At 70.4% G+C, this 16,380-nt stretch carries 14 protein-coding genes and 1 tRNA gene; all 15 read right to left on the bottom strand.

Annotated elements, in window-relative coordinates:
• Nucleotides 1–56 precede the first annotated feature (56 nt).
• Nucleotides 57–623 (bottom strand): hypothetical protein, encoded by a 567-nt coding sequence (locus SPK54_RS09465; RefSeq protein WP_330947650.1) that lies wholly within the window; start codon nt 621–623, stop codon nt 57–59.
• A gap of 78 nt (nt 624–701) precedes the next feature.
• Nucleotides 702–1,601, bottom strand: a complete 900-nt coding sequence (locus SPK54_RS09460) for a DMT family transporter (RefSeq protein ID WP_330947655.1) — start codon at nt 1,599–1,601, stop codon at nt 702–704.
• A gap of 38 nt (nt 1,602–1,639) precedes the next feature.
• Nucleotides 1,640–2,695, bottom strand: a complete 1,056-nt coding sequence (gene murB / locus SPK54_RS09455; RefSeq protein WP_330947649.1) for a UDP-N-acetylmuramate dehydrogenase — start codon at nt 2,693–2,695, stop codon at nt 1,640–1,642.
• The gene (locus SPK54_RS09450; RefSeq protein WP_330947648.1) at nt 2,692–3,747 is read right to left on the bottom strand and encodes a quinone-dependent dihydroorotate dehydrogenase; all 1,056 of its coding nucleotides are present in this window, start codon (nt 3,745–3,747) and stop codon (nt 2,692–2,694) included. Before SPK54_RS09450 ends, murB begins: the two co-directional genes overlap by 4 nt.
• A 10-nt stretch (nt 3,748–3,757) precedes the next feature.
• Nucleotides 3,758–4,057 (bottom strand): DUF4190 domain-containing protein, encoded by a 300-nt coding sequence (locus SPK54_RS09445; protein WP_330947647.1) that lies wholly within the window; start codon nt 4,055–4,057, stop codon nt 3,758–3,760.
• Between the two features lie 9 nt (nt 4,058–4,066).
• On the bottom strand, nt 4,067–5,599 hold the full coding sequence (locus tag SPK54_RS09440) for an aldehyde dehydrogenase family protein (protein ID WP_330947646.1): 1,533 nt from the start codon (nt 5,597–5,599) through the stop codon (nt 4,067–4,069).
• A gap of 119 nt (nt 5,600–5,718) precedes the next feature.
• Nucleotides 5,719–5,795 (bottom strand) — tRNA-Arg (locus SPK54_RS09435).
• A gap of 95 nt (nt 5,796–5,890) precedes the next feature.
• Nucleotides 5,891–7,183 (bottom strand): threonine synthase, encoded by a 1,293-nt coding sequence (gene thrC, locus SPK54_RS09430; protein WP_330947645.1) that lies wholly within the window; start codon nt 7,181–7,183, stop codon nt 5,891–5,893.
• Nucleotides 7,180–8,103, bottom strand: a complete 924-nt coding sequence (locus SPK54_RS09425; protein WP_330947654.1) for a homoserine kinase — start codon at nt 8,101–8,103, stop codon at nt 7,180–7,182. The genes thrC and SPK54_RS09425 overlap by 4 nt, the downstream gene beginning before the upstream one ends.
• A 5-nt stretch (nt 8,104–8,108) precedes the next feature.
• Entirely contained in the window at nt 8,109–10,595 is a 2,487-nt protein-coding gene (gene thrA, locus SPK54_RS09420; protein ID WP_330947644.1) for a bifunctional aspartate kinase/homoserine dehydrogenase I, read from the bottom strand.
• 195 nt (nt 10,596–10,790) lie between these two features.
• Nucleotides 10,791–12,047: a dicarboxylate/amino acid:cation symporter gene (locus tag SPK54_RS09415; protein ID WP_330947643.1), complete on the bottom strand. Its 1,257-nt coding sequence runs from the start codon at nt 12,045–12,047 to the stop codon at nt 10,791–10,793.
• Nucleotides 12,044–12,841, bottom strand: a complete 798-nt coding sequence (locus tag SPK54_RS09410) for a hypothetical protein (RefSeq protein ID WP_330947642.1) — start codon at nt 12,839–12,841, stop codon at nt 12,044–12,046. Before SPK54_RS09410 ends, SPK54_RS09415 begins: the two co-directional genes overlap by 4 nt.
• A 103-nt stretch (nt 12,842–12,944) precedes the next feature.
• Nucleotides 12,945–13,799 carry a MurR/RpiR family transcriptional regulator gene (locus tag SPK54_RS09405; RefSeq protein WP_330947641.1) on the bottom strand — a complete coding sequence of 285 codons (855 nt, stop codon included), beginning with the start codon at nt 13,797–13,799 and terminating at the stop codon, nt 12,945–12,947.
• A 3-nt stretch (nt 13,800–13,802) separates the two neighbouring features.
• Nucleotides 13,803–14,909 carry a dipeptide epimerase gene (locus tag SPK54_RS09400; protein WP_330947640.1) on the bottom strand — a complete coding sequence of 369 codons (1,107 nt, stop codon included), beginning with the start codon at nt 14,907–14,909 and terminating at the stop codon, nt 13,803–13,805.
• Nucleotides 14,910–14,919: 10 nt separating this feature from the next.
• Complete coding sequence (locus SPK54_RS09395; RefSeq protein WP_330947639.1) at nt 14,920–16,353, bottom strand: SH3 domain-containing protein; 1,434 nt, start codon at nt 16,351–16,353, stop codon at nt 14,920–14,922.
• Nucleotides 16,354–16,380 lie beyond the last annotated feature (27 nt).

Raw genomic sequence — 16,380 nt, 5'->3', positions numbered from 1 at the left:
CGTAACCCCCATCTTCCAGAGATGCCCCGGATGAACAACCTACTGAGAGATCACACCTAGCTGCGGGCGGGCAGGTACTGCGCGGGCAGCGCCAGCTTCGGGTTCTCCGCCTCCCACATCAGCGACACGATCCACCAGCGCTGGCCGTCATGCATCAGCTGGATGCTGTTGATGCCGCGCATCGGCGCCGCGCCGCCCTCGACCTTGCCCTCGTAGGTGCTGAACACGTGGGCGATGTGGCCGAACTGCTCGGTGCGGCGCGCCAGCTCGGTTTCGCGGAAGCCCCGTTCCACCAGCAGCGGACCGGACAGGGCAACGTAGTCGTTGACCCGCAGCATGCGCAGGCCGGCACTCTCATCGGCGCGCACGCCGACCGGCATCATCTTGGCCTCGGGCACGAACAGCGAGCGCAACCGGTTCCAGTCCCGCGCCTGGCCGGCCGGGCCGGAGATCACCTCGTACAGCGTCCTGATGATGGCATCGATGCTGGCCACGTCCTGCGCCGCCGCGGTGGGCACGGCGAAGTTCACCGGCTGGGCGGGGGGCGCGGCAGGGGTCGGCGGGGTCTGGGCGGCGGCCGGCACGGCCAGCGCGACGAGCAGGAGCAGCAGGGCAGGGCGCATCGTGGTTCATCCGACAGGAAGACCCTGCAGGAATAGCACCGGGCGCGGGCGGCCACCCGTGCCGGAATGCACGGTCGACTAGTTGCCGGGCTCGACCGCTTCGCTGGGCGCGTTGCTGCGCTGCTGGCGCGCCAGCTTGGCTTCGCGGTGGGCGATATAGAAGGTGGAGCCGAGGATGATGCCGGCCCCCAGCAGGGTGGCGGCATCCACCGCTTCGTCGAACAGCACCCAGCCGGCGAAGGTGACCACCGGCAGCTGGGTGAAACTGATCGGCGTGAGCGCGGAAACATCGCCCAGCTTCAGCGCGCGCGTCCACAGCAACTGGCCCACCGTGCCCATCAGGCCGGTGGCCAGCAGCCACAGCCAGGTGCTGCCGCTGGGCCAGACCCATACGAACAGCGCCGGCAGCAGCGACATCGGCACCCACAGCGCATAGGTCCAGAACACGATGGTGTCGGCCTTGTCCACCTGCGAGAGCTGCTTGATCTGGATCGCCACCAGCGCGCTCAGCACCGCCGCGGCCACCGCCACCAGCGAGCCCAGGCTGAACGCATGCGACCACGGCCGCACGATCACCAGCACGCCGAGGAAACCCAGCGCCACCGCGGTCCAGCGGCGTGCGCGCACGCGTTCGCCCAGCATCAGGATGGCGGCGATGGTGACGAAGATCGGCGAGGAATAGGCCAGCGAGATCGCCTGTGCCAGCGGCAGGTGGGCGATCGCCCAGAACCCGCAGAACATGCTGGCGATGCCGATTGCGGTGCGCACCACGTAGCGCGGCAGCTGGTCGGTGCGCACGCTGGCGGCGAAGGCCGCCGCCGGCCGCGGCTGGCGCATGGCCGGCAGCACCAGCATCGGCAGCAGGGTGAGGAAACCGAAAGCGTTGCGGAAGAACGCCACTTCCCAGGTCGGGATGGTCTTCGAGGCCAGCCGGATGAAGATCGCCATCAGGCCGAAGCCCAGCGTGCTGCCCAGCATCAGCAGGGCGGCACGCGCGTGGGCGCTGCGCGGTGCCGTCACCAGCTTGCCCCGATGATGCGTGGCTCCGGCTCGATGGCCACGCCGAAGCGGGCCTGCACGGACTGGGCGATCCTGCGCGCAAGCGCCAGCAGCTGCACGCCGGTGGCGGCGCCGTGGTTGACCAGCACCAGCGCATGGGTCGCGGACACGCCGGCGTCGCCGTCGCGGTGGCCCTTCCAGCCGCACTGGTCGATCAGCCAGGCGGCGGAGAGCTTGCGCAAGCCGGCGTCGGCGGCGCGGAACACCGGCAGCGCCGGATGCGCCGCCAGCAGCGCCTCGGCCTGCACGGCCGGCACGATCGGATTCTTGAAGAAGCTGCCGGCATTGCCGACCACGGCCGGATCGGGCAGCTTGCGGCGGCGGATGCGGATCACCGCCTCGGCCACCTGCGCGGCGCGCGGGGCGCCGTCCACGCCCATCGCCCGCAGTTCGTCCTCGATGCCGGCGTAGCCCAGCCGCGGCTGGAACGTGCGCGGCAGCGCGAACTCCACCGCGCTCACCACGTAGCGGTGGGGGACGTGCTTGAACAGCGAATCGCGGTAGGCGAAGGCGCAGTCGGCCGCGGCCAGCCGCACGAATCCGCCGCTGTCGCGGTCGAAGGCTTCCACCGCGTGCACGTGCTCGCACACCTCCACGCCGTAGGCGCCGATGTTCTGGATCGGCGCGGCGCCAACCGTGCCGGGGATCAGCGCCAGGTTTTCCAGTCCGGCCAGGCCGTGACCCAGCGTCCACAGCACGCAGTCGTGCCAGCCCACGCCGGCCTCGGCGCGGACGATGGCGGCGTCGCCCTGGTCCTCGACCAGATCGATGCGGCGCGTCTCCAGCGCCAGCACCGCGCCCGGCGGATCGCCGGCGAACAGCAGGTTGCTGCCCCCGCCCAATACCAGCGTGGAGGACTCGCGCAGCATGGCGTAGCCGAACAGTTCCGGCAGCGCGGCGGTGTCGGTGGCCTCCACCAGCATCGGCGCCACGGCACGCACGCCGAAGGTGTTGCGCGCGTCCAGCCGGGCGTTTTCGGCGATGCGATAGCCGGAGCCGCGGGCCACGTTCATTCCGGCGGCAGGGTGCCGCGGCTGGGGGCTTCCTTGCGCCGGCGCAGCGCATCCACGCATTCCGCGATCAGCGCCGGGCCGCGGTAGACCAGGCCGGTGTAGGTCTGCACCAGCAACGCGCCGGCGGCCTGCTTGGTGGCCGCGTCGGCGCCGTGCAGGATGCCGCCCACGCCGACCAGCGGGATGGTGTCGGGCAGGCGCGTGCGCAGCATGCGCAGCACGGTGGTGGCCTGGCCCATCAGCGGCGCGCCGGACAGGCCGCCGGCCTGCTGCGCATGGCGCGCGCCCTCGACCCCTTCGCGCGAGATCGTGGTGTTGGTGGCGATCACGCCGTCCACCGCCAGATCCCCCAGCACGCGGGCGGCGGCATCGATATCGTTCTCCGACAGGTCGGGCGCGATCTTCACCAGCAGCGGCACCCGCTTGCCGTGGCGCGCGGCCAGTTTTTCCTGTTCTTCGCGCAGGGTGCCGACCAGCTTGCGCAGGGCCTGTTCTTCCTGCAGTTCGCGCAGGCCGGCGGTATTGGGCGAGGAGATGTTGACCGTCACGTAGTCGGCCAGCGGATACACCCGGCGCAGGCAGACCATGTAGTCGGCCACTGCGTCCTCGTTCGGGGTGTCCTTGTTCTTGCCGATGTTGATGCCCAGCAGCCCGTTCCTGCGCTTGGCGCGTTCGACGTTGCGCACCAGCACGTCCACGCCGAGGTTGTTGAAGCCCAGGCGGTTGATGACCGCCTGCTGCTGGGGCAGGCGGAACATGCGGGGGCGCGGGTTGCCCGGCTGCGGCAGCGGAGTGACCGTGCCGACCTCGACGAAACCGAAGCCCAGCGACAGCAATGCGTCGACGTGGGCGCCGTTCTTGTCCAACCCGGCGGCCAGGCCCACCGGGTTGGGGAAGGTCAGCCCCAGCGCTTTGGTCGGCAGTGGCCGCGGCGGCGTAGCTACCAGCGGCGACAGGCCGCAGCGGTAGGCCGCTTCCAGCGACGCCAGCCCGAGGCCATGCGCGCGCTCGGCGTCGAAGGCGAACAGGAGCGGGCGGGCGAGTCCGTACACGCGCGGCCGGTCAGAACGATCCGTTCATGCCGGCCAGGCCGATCAGCGCGGCCAGCCCGCCGAAGAACAGGATGGCCGCCAGCACCGCCAGCACGCTCAGCCCGACAACCAGGTAGCCGAGCACCAGCCCGGCGACGGCCATGCCGTCGCCCTCCAGCGCGCCCTGCGCACGGCGGATCTCGCCGCGCGCCATGTGGCCGCACACCACCGCGACCAGACTGCCGAGGAACGGCAGCAGGGTCCAGCCGAGGATGCCGAAGACGAGGCTCACCACGGCGAGCGTGCTGGTTTGGCGCATGGGTGCGTTCATCGGCGTTCCTCAGAGGTCGAACTTGATGCCCTGGGCCAGCGGCAGCGCGTCGGAGTAGTTGATGGTATTCGTTTGCCGGCGCATGTAGGCCTTCCACGCGTCGCTGCCGGACTCGCGGCCGCCGCCGGTCTCCTTCTCGCCACCGAACGCGCCACCGATCTCGGCGCCGCTGGTGCCGATGTTGACGTTGGCGATGCCGCAGTCGCTGCCGGCCGCCGACAGGAACGCCTCGGCGCGCTTGAGGTTGGTGGTGAAGATCGACGAGCTCAGGCCCTGCGGCACGGCGTTCTGCATCTCGATCGCCTCGTCCAGCTCCTTGTACTGCATCACGTACAGGATCGGCGCGAAGGTCTCGTGCTGGACGATCTCGGCGTCGTTGCTCAGGCCGGTGATGATCGTGGGCAGCACGAAGTTGCCCGGGCGGTCGATCGCCGCGCCGCCGGTTTCCACCTTGCCGCCGGCGGCCTTGGCCTTGGCGATGGCGTCGAGGTAGGCGTCCACCGCGTCCTTGCTGTTGAGCGGGCCCATCAGGTTGGCCGGGTCGGTGGGATCGCCGATCTTCTTCTCCACCTGCTTGTAGGCGGTGACCAGCTTGGCCAGCACGTCGGCGTAGATGGATTCGTGCACGATCAGCCGGCGGGTGGTGGTGCAGCGCTGGCCGGCGGTGCCGACCGCGCCGAACGCGATGGCCGGGATCGCAAGCTTCAGGTCGGCGGTTTCATCGACGATGATCGCGTTGTTGCCGCCCAGTTCCAGCAGGCTGCGGCCCATGCGGCGCGCGCAGCGCTCGCCGACCATGCGGCCGACCTTGGTGCTGCCGGTGAAGCTGATCAGCGGGATGCGCTTGTCGTCCACGAATGCCTGGGCCAGGTCGCTGCCGGCGTCGTTGAACAGGAAGAAGATGTCGGGGAAGCCGCCCTTGCGCAGCGCCTCGTTGCAGATCTTCATCGACGCGATGGCCGACAGCGGGGTCTTGGGCGAGGGCTTCCAGATGCAGATGTCGCCGCAGACGGCCGCGACGAAGCTGTTCCACGCCCACACCGCCACCGGGAAGTTGAACGCGCTGATGATCCCCACCAGGCCGATCGGATGCCACTGCTCGTACATGCGGTGGCCGGGGCGTTCGCTGTGCATGGTCAGGCCGTACAGCTGGCGCGACAGGCCCACGGCGAACTCGCCGATGTCGATCATCTCCTGCACTTCGCCGTCGCCTTCCGGCTTCGACTTGCCCATTTCCAGCGCGACCAGCGAACCCAGCGCGTCCTTGTGCGTGCGCAGCGCGTCGGCGCACAGGCGGATCGCCTCGCCGCGGCGGGGCGCCGGGGTGGTGCGCCACACCTTGTAGGCGGCCTGCGCGCGCTCGACGATCAGGTCGTAGTCGGCCTGCGAGGACGCATGCACGCGGCCCAGCACCTCGCCGTTGCTCGGGTTGACCGGCTCGATCACGCCGGCGTCGCTGGTCTTCGACCACTCGCCGTTGCCGAGATAGGTGCCGGATTCGACGGCGTTCAGGCCGAGTGCGGTGAGGACGGGATGGGACATGGCGGGACTCCGATAGGAAAAGCGGGAAACAGGCGCGGGGGTGGGAAACGAATGAAAAGACGCGCAGCGGCGGGAAATCCCCACTCGTTTCGCACGCCTTTCCCCGGTTCCTTCCCTGCTGGCGACCCCGGCCCGATTCGAACGGGCGACCTTCCCCTTAGGAGGGGGACGCTCTATCCAGCTGAGCTACGGGGCCTTGACCGGCCATTATCGCAATCACAGCGGAATTCGCCAGTCCGCCGGCAAATATGTTGATTCGTCCGAATGAGTTGTTCTAAATGCCGATTTTGTTCAGGCGTTTTGCAGGCGTTTCTTCAGCAGGTCCGCATCGTTGGCCAGCGCCTGCGCGTGGCTTGTCCGCGCCAGCATCGCCGCCAGCGCCGGCGGCGGCGCGATGGTTTCGCCCAGCAGTGGTTCCACCACTTCCGGGAATTTGGCCGGATGGGCGGTGGCGACCGCGGCCCAGTCGCCGGCCACGCCGCTTGCGCGCAGACGGTCCAGCACGTCGGCGGCGCAGGCGGTGTGCGGGCAGACCACGTGGCCGCGTTCTTTGCGGGTGCGCACGATAGCGGCACGGATCTCCGCATCGCTGACCGCTTCGGCGCGCAGGGTGGCGCGCAGTTCCGCGTTGTCGGGATACAGGGATTGCAGGCGCTCGAAGTTGCTGGGCGCACCCACATCCATCGCGTTGGCCAGCGTGGCGATGCTGGGCCGTGGTGCGTAGTCGCCGCCGGCGAAGAAGTCCGGCAGCACGGTATTGGCATTGCTGGCCAGTACCACTTCGCCGATGGGCAGGCCCATGCGCTTCGCCAGCAGGCAGGCCAGCGCATTGCCGAGGTTGCCGGTGGGCACCACGAAGTTCAGCGTGCGACCGGTGGTGCGCCAGTGCCGCAGGGCGGTATGCGCGTAATAGGCCGCCTGCGGCAGCAGCCGGCCGAGGCTGATGCTGTTGGCCGAACCCAGCGGCACTTCGGCGCGGTAGGCGGCATCGGCAAGCAGGGTCTTGGCGAGGCGCTGGCAGTCGTCGAAGCTGCCGTCCACGCGGAACGCGCTGATGTTGTCGCCGAAGCAGCCCAGCTGGTGCGCCTGCCGAGGCGAGACGCGGCCATCGGGATAGAGGATGGCGACGCGGAACCCGGGCCGACCGTCGAAGGCGGCGGCCACCGCTGCGCCGGTGTCGCCGGAGGTGGCCACGACAATGGTGAGCGGCTTGTTACCGCGCGGCAGCGCCGCCAGGCAGCCGGCGAGGAAGGCCGCCCCGTAGTCCTTGAACGCGGCGGTGGGCCCGTGGAACAGCTCCAGCAGGAAGTCGCCGGGTCCGCCGAAATCCGCCAGCGGCGGCTCGATGGCGAACGCGTCGCCGCAGATGCGGGGCAGGGCGGATTCCAGCGCGCCGCCGGTGAAGAACGGGGCGAGGAATCGGGTGGCGACGTCGGCCAGCGTGTCCGCGCCTTCGAACTGAGCGGCAGTGAACGACGGCCATGTTGCGGGCATGTACAGGCCGCCATCCGGCGCGAGGCCGGCTGCGATGGCATCCGCGATCGAAACCGCCGGCGCGCGGCCGCGTGTGCTGTATGCGTTCATGCCAGCACCCGTGCGGCCGGTCCGGCGATGGCGGTGAGGTGCAGGTCGCTGTCGATGCCGGCGGCGGCGAATGCAGCCGTCATCGCGACGCCCGCGCGCCGTGCGGTGTTTTCATCTTCGCACCAGGCGAACACGCTGGGCCCCGCACCGGAAATGCTGGCGCCCATGGCATCGGCATCCAGTGCGGCCTGCTTCACTGCCGCGAAACCCGCGATCAGCGGCGCGCGGCGCGGTTCCACCAGCACGTCCGCAAGGCCCGCGCGCACCAGCGACGCGTCGCCACGCTCGCAGCCCAGCAGCACCTGCGCCAGGTTCGCGCTTTGCGCCACGAATTCCTTCAGCGCATAGGCTCCGGCCAGCGCTTCGCGCGCACGGCGGGTTTCCAGCACGGCGTGCGGATGCACCACCGCCGCGTGCCAGCTGGCCGGCACTTCGACCTTGGTCAGCCGGTCGGCGGTGGCCAGCACCAGCCCGCCGAGCAGCATCGGTCCGACGTTGTCGCCGTGGCGGCCGCCGCTGGCGACGGCTTCGCCGGCCAGCGCATGCGGATACAGGGCGTGCGACGACAGCGGCGCCTCCAACAGCGCGTTCGCCGCCACCAGCGCGGCCACGCAGGATGCAGCCGAGCCGCCCAGCCCGGAGCCCAGCGGGATGCCCTTGTCGATCTCGATCTCGAAGCCGAACGGCAGCGCCAGCGACTCGCGCAGGGCGATCAGCGCCATCCCGGCGGTATTGCGCGCGGCCTCCAGCGGCAGGTCGGTGACGGCGCCGCGGATGGCACTGATCCGCACCGTCGGCGCCTCGATGCGGCGCACGGTGGCGACATCGCCGATGCCGGCGATGCTGTGGCCGAGTACGTCGAAGCCGACGCCGACGTTGCCGACCGAGCCCGGTGCGAACGCCCGCGCCTCGTATCGCACGGCGCTCACAGCCTGGCTCCCAGCGCTGCGGCCAGCCGCAGCAGGTCGGAGAACACGCCGGCGGCGGTGACTTCCGGCCCGGCGCCGGGGCCTTGCACGACCAGCGGGTTGTCGCAGTAGCGGCGGGTGGTGAACGACACGCAGTTGTCCGTCAGGCGCAGGTGGGCGAAGGCATGGTCGGCGGGAAGTTCGCGCAGCGCAACGGATGCCTGGCCATTACGCTCCAATCGGGCGACATATCGAAGCACGCAGCCCTTGGCGTGGGCGGCGTCCAGCCGGGCCCGCATCGGCGCGTCCAGCGTTTCCAGCCCGGCCATGAAGGCGTCGCGGTCGGCGCCGCGCAGGGCTTCCGGCACCAGGCTTTCCACCTGCACGTCGGCCAGTGACAGCGGCATGCCGGATTCGCGCGCCAGGATCACGAGCTTGCGGGCCACGTCGGTACCCGACAGGTCGTCGCGGGGATCTGGTTCGGTATACCCCAGCGCATGCGCCTCGCGTACCAGCGTGGAGAAGGGCTTGCTGCCGTCGAACATGTTGAACAGCCAGGCCAGCGTGCCGGAGAAGATGCCCTCGATGGCCAGCAGTTCGTCGCCGGTGTCCAGCAGATCGCGCAGGGTGGAGATCACCGGCAGCCCGGCGCCGACCGTGGCCTCGTAGCGGAAGCGCGCGCCGCTTTTCGTCTGTGCTTCCCGGATCGCTTCGTAGCGTTCCAGCGGCCCGGCGCCGGCCTGCTTGTTCGGGGTGATGACGTGGATGCCGGCGGCCAGCCAGCCGGGGTAGCGCTGCGCGACGGCGTCGCTGGCACTGCAGTCGATGATCACGGCGTGGGGCAGGTGTGCGTCCAGCAGGTGCGTGGCCAGCAGGTCGAGGCCATCCGCGGACGGCGCGGCCTGCATCCGCGCGCGCCAGTCAGCTTCGTCGCCGTGATCGCACAGCCACAGCGAGTTGCGGCTGGCCAGCGCGCGCAGGCGCAGGTCGATGTTGTGCCGTTCGCGCAGCCTCGGCAGCGCCGCCTGCAACTGGTCGAGCAGGGCGCTGCCGACCTTGCCGGGGCCGATCACCGCCAGGGCCATGGTCTGCGGCGACAGCCAGAACGCGGCGTGCACGGCGCGCAGCGCGCGCGCGGCGTCGGCGGAATCGATCGCCACCGAGATGTTGCGCTCGGACGCGCCCTGGGCGATCGCGCGGATATTGACCCGGGCGCGTGCCAGCGCCTCGAACATGCGCGCCGCCACGCCCGGCGTGCCGGCCATGCCGTCGCCCACCGCGGCGAGCACGCTGACGCCGGCCAGCATCGTCACGCCCTGCACCTGTGCCCCGGCCAGTTCGCGGGCGAACGCCTCGCGCAGCGCATCGCGCGCGGCTGCCGCTTCCCGCTGGTGGACGACGCAGCAGATCGAATGCTCGGAACTGCCCTGCGAGATCATCACCACCGAGATGTGCGCGGCATGCAGCGCCGCGAACACGCGCTCGGCGGTACCGGGCACGCCGATCAGGCCCGCGCCTTCCAGGCACACCAGCGCCAGGTCGCCGCCCAGGGTGAGTCCCTTCACCGGGCCGGCGGCGCTGCGGTCGCCATCGGCGTCGATGCGGGTGCCGGGGAAATCGGGACGGAAGGTGTTGCGCATCAGGATCGGCAGGCCGCGCGCGATGGCCGGCGTCATCGTCTGCGGGTGGATGACTTTGGCGCCGAAGTAGGCCAGCTCGCAGGCCTCGCGATAGCTCATCGCGGTCAGCGGCACCGCTTCCGGCACGATCCGCGGATCGGCCGAAAGCACGCCATCGACATCGCTCCAGATGTGCAGCTCGTCGGCGTTGAACAGGCTGGCGAAGATCGCCGCGGAATAGTCGCTGCCGTTGCGGCCCAGCGTGGTGGGCAGGCCGTGTTCGTCGCGGGCGACATAGCCGGTCACGTTGACACGCGACTGTGGGTGGCGCGCGCGCCAGTCGGCCAGCAGCGCCGCGCTGGCATCCCAGTCGACCACCGCGCCGAGGTCGGTATGGCGCACCACCAGTACCTCGCGCGCGTCGAGCAGGGCGTAGTCGCCGCCGCGCTCGCGCAGGTGCGCATGCAGCAGCGCGGTCGAGAGCAGTTCGCCCATGCCGTGGATGCGCTCGATCGCGGTGCGCCCCGGCTGGCGCAGCAGCGAGGCGGCCTGCAGGAGGTCGGCCAGCTCGCCGCACAGTGCGTCGATCCGGGCCAGCAGGGCGTCGGGCTGCGCCAGCAGCGCGCACGCCGCCTCGCGATGGCGCTGGCGCAGCGCTTCCAGTGCAGGCTTCCATTCGTCGCCGGCGGTGGCCGCTGCACCCAGCGCGACCAGTGCATTGGTGGTGCCGTGCATGGCCGAGGACACCGCGACCTGGCGCGGCGCGTCGTCGGCCAGCAGCAGGCCGGCGACGTGCCGGATGCGGCTGGCATCGGCCAGCGAGCTGCCGCCGAACTTGTGCGCGCGACAGACGGGTTTGGGGGGAGCGGACTGCGACGATTCCATGGAGCCTCCGGTGGAAGCCCTGCGTCGCGTGGAGTCGGGATTCGCGCCCCGCCTCATCGCTGCGGGGGCCGTTGTCTGGGATGGTGTCTTATCCAGGCATGACCGACCGCACCGGCGTGGTACCGGTGGTAATGGTCGTGGTGGTGGTCATGCGGAAGGACATGGGTCGACTCTGCTGCACTGCAGCGAGGGCTGTCAAGCGGTGGTTGCGGATGGAACGGTCGACTCCGGCTCTCCGCTGCGCGCCGCCACCACCGCCGTCGCGGTCATGTCGCCGGTGACGTTGCCGACCGTGGCCAGCACGTCGGGGATCGCATCCACCGCCATCAGCACCGGCAGCGGGGCGATCGGCAGGCCCATCGCGGAAGTGACCGGCAGGTTGGTGGCGAGGAAGATCGCCTGGCCGGGCAGGCCCACCGAGCCCATGCTGACCAGCACCGACAGCGCGACGCCGGTGGCGAGCTGGGCCGGGGTGAGCGTGACGCCCAGCGCCCAGGCGATGAAGCAGGCGGTGGCGAGGTACTGGATTGGCGAGGTGATGCGAAACAGCGACACCGCCATCGGCAGTACCAGTCCGGACACGCGGGCGGGGATGCCGAGCCGGTTCTGCGCGCTGTCCAGCATCGCCGGCAGCGTCGCCAGCGAGGACTGCGTGCTGGCCGCCACCGCCTGCACCGGCACCAGCCCCGCCACGAAATGGCGGAAGCGGCGCTTGCCCACGGTGACCGCCACCGCGATCAGCAGCGCCACCGCCAACACGTACAGCGCGCACTCCAGCAGGATGTAGATGCCCAGCGCCTGCAGCATGCCGAGGCCGGCGCGCGCGGTCAGCGCCAGCACCAGCGCGAAGATGCCCACCGGCGCGGCCCACAGCACCCAGTGCACGATCACGATCATCGCGTCGCTGATCGCCTTGAGGAAGCCGACCACCTGCGCGCGCGGGGCGGCGTCGATGCGGGTCAGGGCAAAGCCGAAGAACAGCGCGAAGGTCACCAGCGGCAACATCGCCGAGGCCGCGGCGGCGGCGAAGGCGTTGCTGGGGACGAGGGCGACAAGCGCATCGGCCCAGCCGCCGGACGGCGTGGCGATGTCCTCCGCGTGGCCGCGCAGGGCGGCGGCCACGGCGGGATCCGGTTGCAGCATCGACAGCGCCAGCGGTGCCAGCACGGCGGTCATCGCCGCGGCGGCGGTCAGCAGGATCACGAACGACACGATCGCCTGCCGTGCAACCCGCCCGGAATGCGCGGCGTCGCTGGCCTGGTTGATGCCCACCACCACCAGCGCGAACACCAGCGGCACCACGGTCATCTGCAGGGCATTGAGCCACAGCTTGCCGAACGGCTCGACCACGGCGGCGATCCGTAGCCCGGTTTCCGGTGCCTGCCACGCCAGCAGGATGCCGAGGACGATGCCGGCGACGAGGCCGGTGAGCACGCGCGCGGTCTGGCTCACGGGCTGCCCTCCGATGCGGTGATTTCCGGCAGCTTCCAGTCCCGCTTCAGCGCGGCGTACTGCGCCTTCGGCAGCAGCACGAACACCGGCTTGCGGCGCGCGTCCAGCCACGCCAGCAGCGCGTCCATGCTGTCCGGTGCCATCGCGGTGCAGCCGGCGGTGGTTTCGCCCGGTGCCTTCCACAGGTGGGCGAAGATGCAGCTGCCGCCCTGGCGCGCCGTGCCGCTTTGGTTGTGCTCGATCACAAAGCCTTCGCGATAACGCTGGTCGCCATCGGCGTGCAGGTCGCGGCGCATCGGCTCGCTGGACTGGTCGAGGTAGGGCGCCTTGACCGTGCTGCGGTCGATGATCTTGTTGTAGTAGTTCGACGCCGGCACGTCGATGCACCAGTCGTTGGTGGTCATCGCCTGGTAGCGCAAGCCGGTCGTCGCCTGGTCGGCGTAGCCGAACGCGGTGCCGATGGCGAACACGCCGGCCGGCGCCTTGCCGTCGCCTTCGCGCTTGACCGGGCCGTCGCCGCGCTGTGGGTTGAGGCCCAGGCCCCAGCCGCTGCCGTTGCGGCCCAGCGTGACCGGTACCGCCTCGCCGACCTGCCTCCAGCCGTCGCCGCTGCGATCGAAGCGGCGCAACTCGCCGCCGCTGGCGTCCCAGTCCGCGGCGGTGACCAGCACCATCTGCTGCGCATCCGCCCAGTGCCGGGCATCCGCGGAAGGCAGTCCGCTGCGATGGGCGCAGGCGGCAAGTGAGAGGGCGAGCAGGGCGAGCAGGGCGGTGGCGGTGCGGCGTATCGGCATCGTCGGAAGGTCCGGCAAATGGGTGAATCGTAGCGGGGTTTGGAGGCTGGTTTCCGGAGGCGCGGGAATGACGGTATCGCCCGCCGCGGACGCGCCACGGCCATCACGGTTCCAGCAGCGGCTGGATGCGCCCCAGCGTCTCCCGCAGGCGGGCGCGGCGCGCGCCGTCGGCTTCGTAGAGGCGGATGAACAGCCGGTCGAGCAGGTGCTGCAGCGCGGAATGGTAGAGCAGGGGTTCGATATGCGGGCGCTCGTCGTGGGCGGACACCAGCATCGCGAGGTCGGCCTGCGCGCGCAGCGCGTTGGCGCTGTGGCGAGTGATGGTGACCACCTTGCCGCGCTGGCTGCGCATGTGCCGCGCCAGCTGGCCAAGGGCGGGCTGCTGGCCGTGCTCGGAGAACGCCAGCAGCACGTCGTCGGGCTTGGCGGCGGACAGGCTGGCGGTCATGTGCGCGGCGTCGAAATTGTGCACGGTGAGGATGCCGAGCTGGGCCAGCCGCAGCGCCAGCGTGCGCGCGTGCAGGTCGTCTTCGCCCAGGCCGATGATGAACACCGTGCTGGCGCGCCCGATCGCTTCGGCCACCGCGGTCAGGGTGCCCGGGGGATTGATGAGGCGGGTGGCTTCCTCGGCTTCGGATTTCCGCAGCCACAGGCCGTAGCCCTGCGCGGCGGCGTTGGAGGCGTCCTGCGGCTGCGGCAACGCGCTGCCGTTGCTGTCGGCGCGGATCACCGCCTCGCTGATCGCAAGCTTGAGGTCCGGATAGCCCTTGAACCCCAGCTTCTGGCAGAACTTCACCACGCTGGACTGGCTGATGCCCAGCGCGTTGGCCAGCTGCTGCGAGGAGTAGTCGCGCATCAGCTGGGCGTTCTCGACGATGAAGTCGGCGATGCGCCGCTCGATCGCCGACATGCGGTCGCGCTCGGAGCGGATCTTGACCAGCGCCGTCCCCACCGGCATCCCTCAGGCCGCCAGTTCGTGCGCGGGCGCGAGGCCCTCGATGTGGCGGATGCCGAGGCCCGGCGCGTCGGTCACGCTGATCTCCGATTCGTTGAACACCACGCCGCTCTGCACCGGGTCGAACCGGCACAGCGACGGCCCGTCCAGGTCCACCTTGCTGATCACGTCGGACTTGGCCACCGCCAAGTGCACCGCGGCGGCCACGCCGATGCTGGATTCCAGCATGCAGCCGATCATGCAGTCGATGCCGTACAGGCTGCAAATGTCGGCGATCTTGACCGCGTTGGAGATGCCGCCGGTCTTCATCAGCTTGATGTTGACGATGTCGGCGGCGCGCATGCGGATCAACTCCACCACCTCGCGCGGGCCGAACACGCTTTCGTCGGCCATCACCGGGGTGTGCACGCGCTCGGTCACGTACCGCAGTCCGGCCAGGTCGTGCGCCTTGACCGGCTGTTCGACCAGCTCGAGCTTGACCCCGGCGTCCTCCAGCGTCTGCAGCGCGTACACCGCCTGCTTGGCGGTCCAGCCCTGGTTGGCGTCCAGGCGCAGCAGCGCGCGGCCCTCCACCGCGGCATGGATCGCCTTGGTGCGCTCGATGTCCAGCCCGATGTCCTTGCCCACCTTGATTTTCAGCGACTCGAAGCCGCGCTCTACCGCCGCCAGCGAGTCCGCCACCATCTTGTCGATGTAGTCCACGCTGATGGTGATGTCGGTGGTGATGGCCGGGTCGCCGCCGCCCAGCAGCTGGTACAGCGGCGCGCGATAGAGCTGGCCCCACAGGTCGTAGAGCGCGATCTCCACCGCGGCCTTGGCGCTGGTGTTCTTCTCCATCGCGCCCTGCACCAGGTTGGTGAGGTGGTTGAGATTTGCGATTTCCTGACCGATCAGGCGCGGCGCGATGTAGTAGCGGATCGCCTCGACGATCGAGCCGTGGGTATCGCCGGTGATGACCGCGGTGGCCGGTGCGCTGCCGTAGCCCACGTGGCCGCTGTCGGTATGCACCATGACCACCACGTCCTCGACCTGCTCGACGGTGCGCAGCGCGGTCTTGAACGGGGTCTTCAGCGGCACGCGCAGCATGCCGAAGCGGATGTCGGTGATTTTCATGCGTGAGCCTTCATTGGGCGGCGGCCACCCGGACGATGTGGGTGATGCGGTCGACGTAGTCGTGGTCCTTGCCGAAGCGCAGCGGCAGCAGCGGGGTGACCGAAACCCCGTTGAGGCGCAGCGAATGCGGCTGGCCGTCCGCGCCGAGCACGGTGCCGCCGTTGGTGTCGTGGATCACGTAGGGCATGCCGTCGATGTCGCCGATGTACATCATCACGTGGCCGGGGATGTAGATCAGGTCGCCCACCTCCAACGCCCCGACCGCGGCCATGCGCGTGCCGCGGGTTGCGTCCGCTGCGAAACTGGTGCGCGCGAACACCGGGCTGACCGCCTGCGCACTGGTGTTGCGCGGCAGCTGCACGCCCATGCTGCGGTAGACCTCGGAGACGAAGCCGCTGCAATCGCGCGCGTTGTAGGCATGGCCCCAGCCGTAGCGTTCGCCGAGGAACTTGAACGCCTGCCGGATCAGGTTGGCGCGGGTCAGCGGCAGGTAGTCGGCGCGGCTGTCCTCGATGCGCGGCAGCAGCGCCGGCGCGAACGCCAGGCTGCCGTCGGCGTTGCGCACCGGCAGCTCCAGCGTCCACGCGCTGTAGGGGTGCTGGCCGTTGACCGGCTGGTCGGGCGCCAGCCGCGCCAGCGGCACGCGGGTGCCCATGTCCAGCTGCAGCTCCGACAGGCGCGGCTCCTCGCGGGTGAACACGGTGCGTGGCTTGGCCCCGGTGATGATCCGGTAGGGCGTGCGCTGGCCGTAGCCCAGCACGGCATCGCGGCTGCCCGCGGCGATCGCGCCGGCTTCCACCCAGGCGGCGTAGCGCGGGCTGACCACGAACAGCCACCTGCCGTCGCGGCTGGCATGCGCGACCACCACCGGATCGCCCGGGAACAGCGCGCTTTCCTGGAAGCGGTCGATGTCGGTTTCACCCTTCGCGCTGAAGGTCCGCAGCTCGGTCGGGAAGGTGCGCATCGCGGTGCGTTTCACGGCCATGCCGAAGCGGGTGGGCTGGCTGGCCGGAATGGCCTCGAGTGCGCGGTTGGCCGCCAGGGCATCCAGCACGGCCTTCGCCACCGGCCTGCCGGCTTCGTCCCACAGTGGCCGCGTCGGCGGCGAGGCCAGGGCGGTGATCCAGCCGGCCACCTGGGCGCGCGCCAGCGTCGCCGGCAACGCGGCCAGCTCGTGCATCGACGGGTCTTCCCGCAGCAGGCGGGCGTTGCGGGCCTCGATGGCGGCGCGCGCCATCAGCGGCGCCTCCGGCGCCTGGGTGCGGGCGATCCAGAAATCCGGGCTGAGCTGGGCGTCCGCCACGCCGATCACGCCGTGCGCAGGCGTCGGCAGCGGGTTGGCCTGCGGTGTGCGTGCCATGCCCGGCATGGCCGCCAATGCCAGCGCCAGCGCCAGCGTGCGCAGGACCGGCAGGCGGGGTTGCGGGGATCGCGTGGGTGTCATTCCGGCTCCTTCAAAGGGTGTCCGCCG

It is taken from the genome of Thermomonas sp. LB-4, assembly GCF_036409385.1.
Taxonomy (GTDB): Bacteria; Pseudomonadota; Gammaproteobacteria; order Xanthomonadales; family Xanthomonadaceae; genus Thermomonas.
The sequence above is the reverse complement of the archived record's forward strand: the minus strand, read 5'-3'. Positions and strand labels throughout refer to the sequence as shown.

Coding starts and splice junctions, on each gene's coding strand:
- SPK54_RS09405 (WP_330947641.1), bottom strand. CDS start 13,799: ATGCCGGTGGGGACGGCGCTGGTCAAGATCCGCTCCGAGCGCGACCGC.
- SPK54_RS09460 (WP_330947655.1), bottom strand. CDS start 1,601: ATGCTGGGCAGCACGCTGGGCTTCGGCCTGATGGCGATCTTCATCCGG.
- SPK54_RS09440 (WP_330947646.1), bottom strand. CDS start 5,599: ATGTCCCATCCCGTCCTCACCGCACTCGGCCTGAACGCCGTCGAATCC.
- SPK54_RS09400 (WP_330947640.1), bottom strand. CDS start 14,909: ATGAAAATCACCGACATCCGCTTCGGCATGCTGCGCGTGCCGCTGAAG.
- SPK54_RS09395 (WP_330947639.1), bottom strand. CDS start 16,353: ATGACACCCACGCGATCCCCGCAACCCCGCCTGCCGGTCCTGCGCACG.
- SPK54_RS09410 (WP_330947642.1), bottom strand. CDS start 12,841: ATGCCGATACGCCGCACCGCCACCGCCCTGCTCGCCCTGCTCGCCCTC.
- SPK54_RS09465 (WP_330947650.1), bottom strand. CDS start 623: ATGCGCCCTGCCCTGCTGCTCCTGCTCGTCGCGCTGGCCGTGCCGGCC.
- thrA (WP_330947644.1), bottom strand. CDS start 10,595: ATGGAATCGTCGCAGTCCGCTCCCCCCAAACCCGTCTGTCGCGCGCAC.
- SPK54_RS09445 (WP_330947647.1), bottom strand. CDS start 4,057: ATGAACGCACCCATGCGCCAAACCAGCACGCTCGCCGTGGTGAGCCTC.
- murB (WP_330947649.1), bottom strand. CDS start 2,695: ATGAACGTGGCCCGCGGCTCCGGCTATCGCATCGCCGAAAACGCCCGG.
- thrC (WP_330947645.1), bottom strand. CDS start 7,183: ATGAACGCATACAGCACACGCGGCCGCGCGCCGGCGGTTTCGATCGCG.